General features: G+C 65.3%; 6 protein-coding genes and 1 pseudogene. 5 read left to right on the top strand and 2 right to left on the bottom strand.

Features of this window, described 5'->3' with window-relative positions:
- Positions 1 to 77: 77 nt before the first annotated feature.
- A complete protein-coding gene (locus tag ACFMO3_RS01895; protein WP_376788741.1) occupies positions 78 to 3158 on the bottom strand; it encodes a molybdopterin-dependent oxidoreductase in 3081 nt (1026 codons plus the stop codon).
- A gap of 342 nt (positions 3159 to 3500) precedes the next feature.
- Between ACFMO3_RS01895 and clpB the strand changes: the two genes are divergently transcribed.
- The 3 genes from clpB (at position 3501) to ACFMO3_RS01880 (ending at position 9173) form a co-directional block, all read left to right on the top strand.
- A complete protein-coding gene (gene clpB, locus ACFMO3_RS01890; protein ID WP_376788740.1) occupies positions 3501 to 6113 on the top strand; it encodes an ATP-dependent chaperone ClpB in 2613 nt (870 codons plus the stop codon).
- Positions 6114 to 6242: 129 nt separating this feature from the next.
- Entirely contained in the window at positions 6243 to 6887 is a 645-nt protein-coding gene (locus ACFMO3_RS01885) for an alpha/beta hydrolase (protein ID WP_376788739.1), read from the top strand.
- 213 nt (positions 6888 to 7100) lie between these two features.
- Positions 7101 to 9173, top strand: a complete 2073-nt coding sequence (locus ACFMO3_RS01880) for a helicase-related protein (RefSeq protein ID WP_376788738.1) — start codon at positions 7101 to 7103, stop codon at positions 9171 to 9173.
- A 178-nt stretch (positions 9174 to 9351) separates the two neighbouring features.
- On the opposite strand, the gene rfbB is transcribed toward ACFMO3_RS01880, so the two are convergent.
- Positions 9352 to 10392: a dTDP-glucose 4,6-dehydratase gene (rfbB, locus tag ACFMO3_RS01875; protein WP_376788737.1), complete on the bottom strand. Its 1041-nt coding sequence runs from the start codon at positions 10390 to 10392 to the stop codon at positions 9352 to 9354.
- A 687-nt stretch (positions 10393 to 11079) separates the two neighbouring features.
- Here rfbB and dnaA point away from each other — a divergent pair.
- Together dnaA and ACFMO3_RS01865 are read left to right on the top strand one after the other, a co-directional pair.
- Positions 11080 to 12408 (top strand): chromosomal replication initiator protein DnaA, encoded by a 1329-nt coding sequence (gene dnaA, locus ACFMO3_RS01870; protein ID WP_376788926.1) that lies wholly within the window; start codon positions 11080 to 11082, stop codon positions 12406 to 12408.
- Positions 12409 to 12730: 322 nt separating this feature from the next.
- Positions 12731 to 13152 (top strand): annotated as a pseudogene (locus tag ACFMO3_RS01865) (hypothetical protein); the annotation flags it as partial.

The raw sequence follows: 13152 nt of genomic DNA, 5'->3' as shown, positions 1-13152 counted from the left end.
AGTCCAGGCCTCCGCCCGGCGGCCGATGCCTCCGGGCCCGGAGGACCTGAGAGGCAGGGGATCGGCGTGGACCGAGCTTATCCCAACTCCCCTGGAGCGCTGTCCTTCCTGGCGGCCCGGAGGGCCCGCCAGACCCGCTCGGGGGTGGCCGGGATCTGGGTGACCCACACGCCGACTGCGTCGTAGATGGCGTTAACCACGGCGGGCGCCACGCCGTCCATCGGGATCTCAGCCACGGCCTTGATGCCGAAGGGATGGGTGGGCTCGACGGTTTCGATGAAGATCACCCCGAGTTCCGGCACCTCGTGGGCCTGGAAGATCTTATAAGGACCGAAACGCGGATTGGCCACGCGTCCCCGCTCATCGAAAACCATCTCCTCCGAGACCGCATAGCCCAGCGCCTGGATCATCCCTCCCTCCACTTGCCCGGAGGCCGTCAGCGGGTTGACGATGCGCCCCGCATCCACGGCCATCACCAGACGGTCCACCCACACCTCGCCGGTTTCGATATCCACCGTCACCTCCGCGAACTGGGCAGCGAAGGGCGGCGGCGAAACCGGAGAGACATAAGACGCCACCGCCATGATCTGGCGCTGATCCCGATGATGCAGGGAGGAGAGGGCCACTTCCTCCAGGGTCACCCTCCGGCCATCCGGCGCCCAGACCTGTCGGTCAGCCAGGCGCAGGTCGGCGGGGGAAACCGGGGCCCCGCGCTCGCTCAGCAGGGCCGCCGCCACCTCCTTGATCTGCTCCGCCACCTGCTCGGCGGCCTTCACCGCTGCCGCGCCAGAGATGTATGTAGTGGAAGACGCATACGCGCCCTTATCGAAGGGGGTAAAATCGGTGTCCGAGGAATAGACAATGATGTCTTCCACCGCGCACCCCAGCACCTCCGCGACCATCTGGGCGATCACCGTGTCGGATCCCGTGCCGAGATCCGTAGCGCCGATGAGCAGGTTGAAGGAGCCGTCGTCGTTCATTTTGAGACTGGCCGCCCCCATATCCAAGTAGGGGATCGCCGTCCCCTGCATCACGCAGGCGACGCCGATCCCCCGGCGCAGATGGGGTTGCCCGGGCACCCGATGCCAGTCCGGATTCCCGAATTTCTCATGCCAGCCCACGTAGGCCGCGCCATAGCGCACACACTCCGGCAGCCCACACGTGTGGATGATCTCGGGGCGCGGCTCCCGGCCCTCGCTCCAGGCCCGGCTGAAGGGATGTTCCTGCCCCGCCTTCAGGGCGTTCTTCAGGCGGAACTCCAGCGGATCTAACCCGAGCGCCCGGGCGATGCGCTCCATGTGGACCTCGACGGCGAAGAAGCCCTGGGGGACGCCGTAGCCCCGGAAGGCGCCGGAGGGTGGGGTGTTCGTGTAGACCACGTCAGCGTGGAAGCGGATGCGCGGCTCCCCCTTCTCGTCCCACGCCGGATACAGCGCCATGGCCTTATGGCCAGTGTTGCCAGCCACAGTGAGCGCGTGGCTGCCGTAGGCCCCCGTGTCCGAGAGCACATCCATTTCGTTCGCCACGATGGTCCCGTCTCGCTTGACGCCGGTGCGCAGTCGGATGCGCATGGGATGCCGGGAACGGGCGGCCGTGAATTCCTCCTCCCGCGTCCACTCCAGACGCACCGGCCGCCCGGTGGCGATGGTCAGGTGCGCGGCGATGTCTTCGATCAAGACCTCCTGCTTGCCGCCGAAGCCGCCGCCGATCCGCGGCTTGATCACCCGGATCCGCTTAGGGGGGAGCCGCAGGACCGGGGCCAGGATCCGCCGCACGTGGAAGGGGACCTGGGTGGAGGTGCGGATCACCAGGCGGTCATCTTCGTCCCAGTAGGTGATCACCACATGGGTTTCCAGGCTGCATTGCTGGACCTTGGGGACGAGGTATTCCCCTTCGAAGATGTAATCGGCCTCCTCAAAGCCCTTGTCCACCTCCCCGATCTCGATATGGATCTGAGCGGCCAAGTTGCGGGAGGGATCCGAGCCGTCGAAGGGCACATACTCCGGCTCATCGTGAATGATCGGTGCCCCCGGCTTCATCGCCTCCCGGGGATCCAGGATCGCCGGGAGCTCTTCATATTCGACCTCGATGAGCTCCAGGGCCTTCTCGGCGATCTCCAGGGTCTCCGCGGCCACGAAGGCTACGCGATCGCCCACGAAGCGCACCTTGGAATCCAGAGAGAACGTGTCCAGCGGCCCGGGGATAGGATCGGACTGGCCGGCCGTCGAATAGACCACCCGTGGTAGATCCTGATAGGTGAGGATGGCGACTACCCCTGGCAGGGCCCGGGCCTTGCTCACATCGATGCGTTTGATTCGGGCGTGGGGGACGGGGCTTTTGAGCACTTTGGCGTAGAGCATGCCCCGCAGCTCGAAGTCATCGGTGAAGGCCGGCTTCCCCTGAACCAGCCGCAGGGCGTCGACTTTCTTCTCCGGCTTGCCCACCACACGGGTCTCCGGGATCCGTTGGGGAAGCACAATGGTCGGCAGGACGATGGTGCGGGTTCGGGTCTGGAGGCCCGGCCCGCCCTCCGACTCCGGCGGGGAGATCTCTCCGACGGGAAACCCCTCGCCCAGCGGAAGCGGCCCTTCCGACGGGATGATCAGGCGTTGCGCTTCCTCCTCAATGGGGGGAACGGGCTCCCCGCGCATACGGGCGGCCGCCCGCAGCACCGCCTGCACCGGCTTCAGGTAGCCAGTGCACCGGCAGAGGATCCCGCTGAAGGCCTCGCGGACCTCCGCCTCGGTGGGGTTGGGGTTGCGATCCAGGAGAGCCTTCGCCGCCAGCACCAGGGCTGGGGTGCAGAAGCCACACTGGATGGCGCCCATTTCGATGAAAGCTTCCTGGATCGGATGCAAGCCCTCCGTCCGCCGCCAGCCCAGCTCCGGCGTCCGTCCCACGCCCTCGATAGTGAGGATCGAACGGCCATCGGCCTTCGCCGCTAGCATGACGCAGGCGAGGATCGGAGTGCCATCCAGGAGGACGGTGCACATGCCGCAGGAACCGTCATCGCAGCCGTGCTTGACCCCATAGTATCCCGCGCGGCGGAGCAGATCCAGGAGGCGCGTGGATGGGGCGATGGAAAACGTCCGTTGCTCCCCGTTGATGGTCAGCGTGATCTCCATATCCACCCCCAGGCGCTGGATCTGAGGTTCCAAGGCAATCTGGGGCTCCTCTCTGCCTTGCAGCGCTTCACAACCCGAGGCGCGAGGGCGGAAGAGCCTATGGGGATTGTAGCACATCGGAGCCCGGAGAGGTGGGGGGGATCCACAGATCGACCCGCTCTGTTCATGAACAACCATCCGTCTGCGCTTCCAGAGGGAGATCGAAGCTCCCTACGACTCAAAGAATAAAAGGCGGGGTAGGAAGCCCGGGTCATCCCACCCCTTTGAAACGCGCGAGGCCCGGCGCATACGGATCATTAATCCATTTCTAACCTCTCTCTGACGCCTTCGGGATACATTGGGACTGGATCGCCAAAGCGAGATGGAGGATAGAGCATGAACCTGAATCGGTTTACAGAGAAAGCCCAGGAAGCCCTGCTGGAAGCCCAGCGGCTCGCCGAAGAATACCGGCACCCGGCCATTGAGAACGAGCACCTGCTCCTGTCGCTGCTGCGCCAGACCGACGGCGTGGTGCCACAGGTGGTGCGTCGAGCTGGGGCCGATCCCCAGGAGCTCATGGAGGAGCTGGAGCGCTATCTGGCCGGCCGCCCCAAGGTGTATGGGGCCGGCGAGGTAGGCCTTTCCCGCGCCGCGGCGGAAACCCTCCGTCAAGCGGAGCGGGAAGCCCAGGCCATGCGGGATGAGTATGTCAGCACGGAGCATCTGCTCCTGGCGATGGCCGACCGGGTCGACGGCGCCGCCGGGGCGGCGCTGCGGCGACGGGGCTTGAGCCGCGATGCCATCATGCGCGCCCTGGCCGCGGTCCGCGGCGCCCATCGGGTGACGTCCCCCACGCCGGAGGCCACCTATCAGGCCTTGGAGAAATACGGCCGGGATCTGACCGCCCTGGCCCGGGCGGGGAAACTGGACCCGGTTATCGGGCGTGATGAGGAGATCCGCCGAGTGATCCAGATCCTCTCCCGGCGCACCAAGAACAACCCGGTGCTGGTGGGCGACGCCGGTGTGGGCAAGACGGCCATCGTCGAGGGTCTGGCCCAGCGCATCGTCCGCGGCGATGTCCCTGAGGGCCTGAAGAACAAGCGCATTGTGCAGCTGGACCTGGGGGCGCTGGTGGCCGGGGCCAAATACCGGGGCGAGTTCGAGGAACGCTTGAAGGCTGTCCTGAAGGAGGTCACCGACGCCGAGGGGGAGATCATCCTGTTCATCGATGAGATCCATACCGTGGTGGGCGCCGGGCGGGCGGAAGGGGCTCCCATGGACGCCGCCAACATCCTTAAGCCGATGCTGGCCCGGGGCGAGCTCCATTGCATCGGCGCCACCACCCTGGACGAGTATCGCCAGTATATTGAGAAGGATCCAGCCTTGGAACGCCGCTTCCAGCCCGTCTATGTGGATGAGCCGTCCGTGGAGGAGACCATCAGCATCCTGCGCGGGCTCAAGGAGCGCTATGAGGTCCATCACGGGGTGCGGATCACCGACGCCGCGGTGATCGCCGCCGCCACCCTGAGCCATCGCTACATCCCGGACCGCCGGCTGCCGGACAAGGCCATCGATCTGATCGACGAGGCGGCGGCTCGCCTGCGCATGGAGATGGACTCTAAGCCGACGGAGCTGGACGAGCTGGACCGCCGCATCCTGCAACTGGAGATCGAGCGGGAGGCTCTGAAGAAGGAACGGGACGAGGCCAGCCGGGAGCGCCTGGCGGCGATCGAACGGGAGATCGCTGAACTGCGCGAGCAGGCGGATGCCCTCCGCATCCAGTGGGAACGGGAAAAGGCCGTCATCCAGAAGGTCCGCCAGATCAAGGAGCAGATCCAGCAGACCCAGCATCAGATCGAAATGGCCGAGCGCCGCCTGGATTACGAGGAGGCGGCCCGCCTGCGCTATGGGGTGCTCCCGGACCTGGAGCGCCAGCTCCGGGCAGCGGAGGAGGAGCTCAACGCCCTCAGCCGCGGCAAGCGGCTGTTGAAGGAAGAAGTGGACGCCGAGGACGTGGCCCGGGTGGTGGCCGCCTGGACCGGCATCCCAGTGGTCCGCCTGATGGAAGGGGAGACCGAGAAGCTCCTGCACCTGGAGGAGCGGCTCCATGAGCGAGTCGTCGGGCAGGACGAGGCCGTGCGGGCGGTGGCCAACGCCGTGCGGCGGGCCCGCGCCGGCTTGAAGGATCCCAACCGGCCCATCGGAGTCTTCCTTTTCCTGGGACCAACAGGCGTAGGCAAGACCGAGCTGGCCAAGGCCCTGGCGGAGGCCCTCTTTAACGACGAGCGGGCCATGGTCCGCATCGACATGAGCGAATACCAGGAGAAGCACACCGTCAGCCGCCTCATCGGGGCGCCGCCTGGCTACGTGGGCTACGAAGAGGGCGGCCACCTCACCGAGGCGGTGCGGCGCCGGCCCTACACGGTGGTGCTCTTCGACGAGATCGAGAAGGCCCACCCCGAGGTCTTCAACGTGCTGCTGCAGGTCTTCGATGAGGGTCGGTTGACCGATGGCAAGGGCCGCACGGTGGACTTCAAGAACACCCTCATTATCATGACCAGCAACATCGGCAGCCAGTGGATCAAGGAGTTGGCAGGGCAGGACGAGCGCAAGATGCGCCAGCTGGTCCTCAGTGCCCTGGACCAACATTTCCGGCCCGAGTTCCTGAACCGGATCGATGAGATCGTGATCTTCCACCCGCTGACGATGGAGCACCTACGGCAGATCGTGGACATCCAGCTGCGGCGGCTGCGGGCGATGCTCGCCGAGCGGCGCATGGGGCTGGAGGTCACCGAAGACGCGAAGCAGTATCTGGCCACGGTGGGCTACGATCCCGTTTATGGCGCCCGGCCGCTGAAGCGGGCCATCCAGCGCGAGCTGGCAGACCCGCTGGCCATGGAAATCCTCAAGGGGACGTTCCACGAAGGCGACATCATCCGGGTGGATCTGCGGGATGGCCGGCTGGTCTTCGAGCGGGCTGAGGAACCCGTCCGGGCCCGGGCCGCGTGAGAGACCACGGGTTGCCTCATCGAGGAAGGGAGATCCCGACCCCCCGAATACAGGCCCATGGGCGGCGAGCGGGGCGCCCCAGGCGCCCCGCTCCTCCTATCTCGTCCACCGAGAGGAGGGATTTGATCGGTGACCCTGATCTATCGGATCCGCCGATCCGATGCAGGGCCCCTGGAGGGGAAAGCCCCTGCCGCCTTGCTGCTGCACGGTTGGGGCGGCGATGAGGGATCGATGGCGATCTTCGAGACCGCCTTCGGCCCCGGATGGTGGCTGGTTCGTCCGCGCGCGCCCTATCCTCTCCCTCAGGGCGGCTATGCATGGTATCCGTCCCTCGCTGAGGGGAAGCCCGATCCCGGGGCCCTGTCCTGGAGCCTGGCCCAGCTGATCCTGCTCCTCGATGAGCTCCCCCATCGCTTCCCCATCGAACCCCGGCGATGGCTGCTGGTGGGTTTCAGCCAGGGCGGGGCGATGGCCGCTCTGCTCGCGCTGCGGGCGCCGGAACGAATCGCGGGCCTGGCGGTATTCAGCGGGTTCCTTCCGGAATCCCCCCGCCTCCCATGGTCTCCCGCTCTATCCGGCCTTCCCGTTTTCGTCGCCCATGGCCTCGATGACCCCCTGGTCCCGGTGGAACGTGCCCGTCAACTGTGCCAGCAGTTCCATTTCTCAGGGGCCGAAACGACCTGTGTGGAATACGCGGGCGGCCACAAAACGGGTGTTGAGGCGTGGCGTGCGTTTCAGACGTGGCTGCGCCGAATCGACCTCGCGCGCTCGTAGCCGGTGTGCCCGCTTCCCTTCCCTGCGATGACCCGTTGGGGATCCAGACCCTCATGAAGTCCCGCTCCCTGGGGGAGTAAAATTCCCTTGAAAAATGTGCGCAGCATTGACCGTTCCGAAGCGATCCTCCAGGGGTTGCCCCCGACGCGCAGGGACAGCCTCTAAATCCAAGCGGGATAGCATCCGTTCTCACGCAGAGCCAGAAAGGGCAATATGGAACGCGGCCCGAAATCCTCCACGCCGACGATGTATCTGGTGAAAGGGCCACCGGGTTCGGGGAAATCCACGGTGGTGCCCTTCCTGCTGGCGGCATGGGCGGATAAACCCGCCATGGTGGCTGTCCCCACCCGAGCGGCCGCCATCTCCCTGGCCTGGTATGTGAATCAACGGACCCGGGACGGGGTATATGAGCTGCCGCCAGATTTGCACCCGGATGTGTATGCGTTCGCTGGAGGGCGCCAGCTGATCCTGCGGGGGCGTGTAGGATACGCCGTGCGCGGCAGCCATACCCTTCCTTATGGGATGCTGGATGTGCACGTGGCCTATGTCACCACCGGCATCCTGATCCAGTATCTCCTGAGTCAAGGCCTCTCCGGGATCTTCCCTGTCGTCGATGAAATCCACCTTCGCCAGATGGAGGGAGACCTGGCCTTCGCCCTGATCCTGAAAGAAGGCTGTCCCTTCGCCGTGATGTCCGCCACCCTGGAGCAGGTGGAAGAACGAATCGCCCGCCTCGCGCGGCGGTTCGGATATGAGATCATCGAGATCGAGCTCCCTGCCCCCCAGTATCCCATCCGGATCATTGAGTGGCCAGTCCGCTTCCCCATCCGGGTCGACCAGCCCGCTCAGGTGGTCCTGAAAACCCTGCGGCGCTACCGGCATCTCAAATTCCAGGGCACCGAGGTGGAGGTCCGGGGGGATGAGATCCGGATCGCCCATCTGGGGATTCCCCTTCACGCCCTGATCTTCATGCCCGGCGTCCGGGAGATCGAAGCCACGGTGGAGGCGCTGCGATCGGAGTTCCGCAACGAGGTGATCCCCCTGTATGGGGCCATGGCCGTCAGCGAGCAGGAGGCGGTGGTGGAGAAAGCGGCCGATCGCAGCGAGACGCGCCTCTTCGTTAGCACGGAGCTGGCCGGGGTTTCCCTGACCATGAACGCCGGGCTGGTGCTGGACCTGGGGCTGGTGCGCCGGAGCGAGGCTGACACCCGCGGGTTTGTCCGGCTGCCGGTGGTGCCGATCTCCCAGGCGGAGGCCGCTCAGCGGGCGGGGCGCGCCGGGCGGACAGCACCGGGGATCTGCATCCGGTGCTTTCGGATGGAGGAGCTGCGGGAGGTCGCACGACCGCCGGAGACCCTGCGCTCCTCGCCGGAACGGATCGTCCTGGTCGGCGCGGCCCTGGGGCTTTCCGTGCGGGAACTCCCTCTCCCCGACCCACCCTCCCGGGAGGCGGTCGAAGAGGCCACCCGGCTGCTCCGACGGCTGGAGGCGCTGGATCACCGGGGGCGGATCACCCCGCGAGGCTATCAGATTTTGGAGCTGGGCCTCCCGGCCCGTCTGGCGGTCCCCCTGCTCACCGCCCAGGCGGCCGGGGAATCCGGGGAAATCCTGGACAGCCTGATCGCCGCGGTCTCCCTGCTCGCCGTCGGCCGTCCGTGGCGACTGCCAGGCTATGGGCCACCGCCCAACCGCCAGGGGGATCTGAACGCCGCAATGGCCGCGCTGATCCGTTACATGCAGCGCTATGAGCAGGACGCCTCCGCGGCGGCCGAAGAAGCCCGGGCCCAGGGCTTCGCCGATCGTGTCCTGGATGAGGCGGCGAACATCTACCTGCCGGATCTGCGATCCCGAATGCGCCTGCTCTTCGCGGAGGAAAACGGCCGGTGGAACCGCTCGCTCCCAGAGCGGGTGGACGAACGGCGGCTGGCAGGGTATCTGGCCACCGGCTTCCCAGATATGGTGGGGCTGGTGGACTGGAAGCGGCGGGCCCTGGAGACACCGGATGTGCTGTGCTGGATCGGGCGGGATTCGGGGTTCTGGCGCGCCTATGAAGAGGAACGCCCCCCGATGGCGATCGCCCTCTCCGGGACTTTCTCCGCCCAGGGGGCACGGATCGCCACTGCGATGATCCCGGTGGATCCGGAGGATCTCATCCGGCTGGGGGTGGCTCGGGTGAAAGAACGCCGGACCGTTCGGGTTCGGGGTCATGTTCATGAGGAGATCCTGCTCCTCTGGCGGGGCATCGAGCGGACCATGGCCATCCGGATGATCGTGGAGCCGGAGTGACGGGCCGCCATCCGGAGTGCCTCTCCGGTTTCCTCGAGAAGGCCTGAGGGGAGGGATCATCTCGCCCCCCTCATGGGAGCCCAGTGGCGTCATGGGCCTTCGGATCCTGGCTGAGGGAAGGGCTTTCCGAGATCCGGGATGCCCAGAACGCTAAAGAGGACGCCCGGAAGCGGAGCGCTCACGGCGAGAAAGCGGGGCGGCTTCGAGCCAGCCGCTCAGCATACTGGCGCCGGTAGTATTCCTGGTATTCCCCGGACTTGATCTTCCGCCACCACCATTCGTTCTCCACATACCACCGCACCGTCTTCTCCAGCGCCTCGTCCAGGGTATGCCGACTCCGCCACCCCAGGGCCATGATCTTCGAAATATCCAGCGCATACCGTCGGTCGTGCCCCGGCCGGTCCGGCACCAGCCGGATCAGCGAATAGGGCTTCCCCAATAGATCCAGGATCTTCTTCGCCACCTCCAGATTCGGCGTCGAGATCCCCGTTCCCAGGTTGTAGATCTCCCCCGGCTGCCCCTTCCGCAGGACCAGATCGATGCCCTCACAGTGATCCAGGACGTATTGATAGTCCCGCATCTGCTGGCCATCGCCATAGATCGGCAGAGGCTCATTGTCGATGGCATTGGTGATACACAAGGGAACGAACTTCTCCGGATACTGATAAGGGCCGATGTTGTTGGAGCCCCGTGTGATGGTCACCAGGACCCCAAAGCTCACGTGATAAGCGATGCAGAGGAGATCCGCCCCCGCCTTGCTGGCCGAATAGGGGCTGCGGGGCATCAGGGGATCCTGCTCCTTGGAGGCGCCCTCCAGGACCTCGCCATAAACCTCATCGGTAGAGACTTGGTGATAACGCAGCCCGAAGATCCGGGCCGCTTCCAACAGCACATAAGTCCCATAGACGTCCGTCTGGACGAAGCTCCCCGGCTCCATCAACGAGCGATCCACGTGGGATTCGGCGGCGAAGTTCACAATGGCCTCGATGCGATGGGCCCGGATGGCTTCATGCACCGCCTGGGCATCGCAGATGTCGCCGCGGACGAAGGCGTAGCGGCCGCGGAATCGCTCCGCTACATCCTTCAGGTTGTCCAGGTTCCCTGCGTAGGTCAACTTATCATACACCAGCACATAGGCCTCAGGATACGTCTCCAGCGTCCAGCGCACGAAATTGGAGCCGATGAAGCCGGCCCCGCCAGCGATCATCAATCGCTTCACGTCCTCCTCCCGCCATGAAATCGCGATCCACCTCGAGGGGATACCCCTCACCGATTATAGCGGAGGGTCGAAGAAGAGGCGGTCGGCTTCCTCGACGCCTCCAGTGTCCCCGATCTTGCCATGGATGCTTTCCCCACAGCCCTTCCCATCCCGAAGAGAGGGGAAACCGCCCCAAGGATAGGACACGCCAAGGCCATCCCAGCCGTTGTGGAAAACGATGGGGAGAACAAGGGTTCAACCGATACGGTTGTGGGGATAAACGCCTAAAGATCGGGGATTCCCCAAACAAAGCTGTGGAAAACCTTGGGGAAAACCGCCAGGTTAAAGGAGCACGCCATGGATTGCTGGAGAGATTGGTCCCGGATAAAATCAAAAGGGCATGTCCCCGGATCCGGAGGCCCTGGCGCTTCGCCCGGGACGAAGCCCAAGAAATGACGGGGGGCGGGCCTCATCGAGCGAGAAAAATCTAAGGAAAGGGCCTCCCTGGGGACCAGAACGTTCAAGCTCTCTGCCTGTGTGTTCCCGATCGTCTTGAGATTTCAGCCAGGGATCCATTCCATCTCCCTCGTGAGTGCCCACCCAAGATGCGCAGCGCGATCAGCGCTTTGCCCAATCCATCCCACGCCACCCATACCGGTTAGGATGGGCGAATCCACGGGACTATGGGAGAACGGAAGGATGACGGACATCCATCCCAGTGAAATCTGGCAAACCGTCCTGAACGAGCTCCAGTGGCAGATCCCCAAGCCCACGTTCGAGACATGGGTGAAGGGAAGTCAGGTGGTCTCGGTGCAGGGGGATACCTTCGTCATCGGGGTCCGCAGCGCCTATGCGCGGGACTGGCTGGAACACCGGCTGCGGACGGTAATCGCCCGCACGCTGACCGGAGTAATAGGGCGGCCGGTGGCCGTGCATTTCGTGGTATATGAGAACGGCCAGATGCGGCCCTCGGCCACCAATCCGGGCGAGGAAGATGCGGGCGCCGCCTCGCCGTGGGCCCAGCGTCTGAACCCCCGCTACACCTTTGAGACCTTCGTGGTGGGGCCCAGTAACCGGCTGGCCCATGCGGCGGCGCTGGCGGTGGCGGAGCGGCCCGCTCAGACCTACAACCCGCTGTTCATTTATGGAGGCGTCGGGCTGGGCAAAACCCACCTCCTGCACGCGATCGGCCATGTCTGCCTGCGCAAAGGCCTGCGCGTCCTCTACGTCTCCTCAGAGGAATTCACCAACGATCTGATCAACGCCATCCGGGCCCAGACGACCGAGCAGTTTCGGGACAAATATCGCTCCATTGACGTACTGCTGATCGACGACATCCAGTTCATTGCCGGCAAGGAGAGCACCCAAGAGGAGTTCTTCCATACGTTCAACACGCTGCACAGCAACGGCAAGCAGCTGGTGATCTCCAGCGACCGCCCGCCCCGCGCCCTGGTAACCCTGGAGGAGCGGCTTCGCTCGCGGTTCGAGTGGGGGCTGATCGCTGACATCCAGCCTCCTGATCTGGAGACCCGCATCGCGATCCTGCGGGCGAAAGCCGAGGGGCTGGCGATCCCGGTGCCCGACGACGTGATGGAGTTCATCGCCCGACAGATCCAGAGCAACATCCGGGAGCTGGAGGGGGCGCTGAACCGCGTGGTGGCCTACGCCCAGCTAATGGGCCTTCCGCTGACGATGGAGATAGCCACCAGCGCCCTGGCCGATCTGCTGCCCCGGCGCAAATCGATCTCCATCGATCAGATCATCCAGGTGGTGGCCGATTTCTATGGGGTTCCCGCGGAGGCCCTGCGCGGGCCGCGGCGGAACAAGGAGCTGGTGCATCCACGCCAGGTCGCCATGTATCTGGCCCGGGAGGAGACCGGGGCTTCTCTGCCTCAAATCGGCGAGGCCTTTGGGGGCCGCGACCACACCACAGTGCTCTACGGCATCGAGAAGGTGCAGAGCGAGCTGGAGCACAACGAACGCCTGCGCCGCGAGATCATGGCTCTCCGGGAGCGCCTTTACCGCGAGGAAAAGTAAAAGCAGCGACATGGGTTTCCCCTCTGCGCCAGAGCGAGGCTGAAACACAAATTGGAGCCCTGTCCTCGCCCGCGACACGCCGCCCCTCCGGGGAGTCATGGCCTCCGGATGGCTTTCCCCCGTGCCGGGAAGACGTGTCCTTCCCCACCCGCCTGATCACCCAGCCCCGATATCTCCACGCCTCCCGTCTCGTTCTCCCGCGCTCCTTCCCTAGATCTCTCATCGAACACCAGAGCCACCGGAAGAGATCACCCCCTCCCACCGTCTATCATCTTCATGAGGCCATATGCTCCAATCCCACGATCCTTACAGGAGGCTCCCCATGGGCCGTTTCGAATTATCACGATGGATTTTGCTCCCCATGGCCGCTCTTCTCTTCGCCTGCCAGGGGAAGCCGGCGGGATCGCCTGCGCCCGCCCACCTCACCCCTACCCAGCCGGCTCCCACGACCGCTTTCCCGCCGGCTACTCCTACCCCCCAGGTCGTGGCGCCCACCCTGCCCCCGCCGACCCGAACGGCGATCTTCGCCACGGGGACGGCGGTGGCTTCCCGTCCCACCGCCACCCCCGCCCCCCTCTGCCCCGAGGATCCCCGGGTCTGGACCCTGGTGCCCCTCCAGCTGGATCTGCGGGACCCGAACACCGGCCAGCCGATCCAGCTGCCCAAACCCGTTTATCGCCTCCATCCCCCCTGCGTGTATGAGGCCTTGGCCCGGGACCTCGCCTACACCCTGGTCCCCAACCC

The organism is Thermoflexus sp., assembly GCF_042408815.1.
Taxonomy (GTDB): Bacteria; Chloroflexota; Anaerolineae; order Thermoflexales; family Thermoflexaceae; genus Thermoflexus.
Note: the sequence above shows the minus strand (reverse complement) of the source record. Positions and strands in the feature narration are given on the sequence as shown.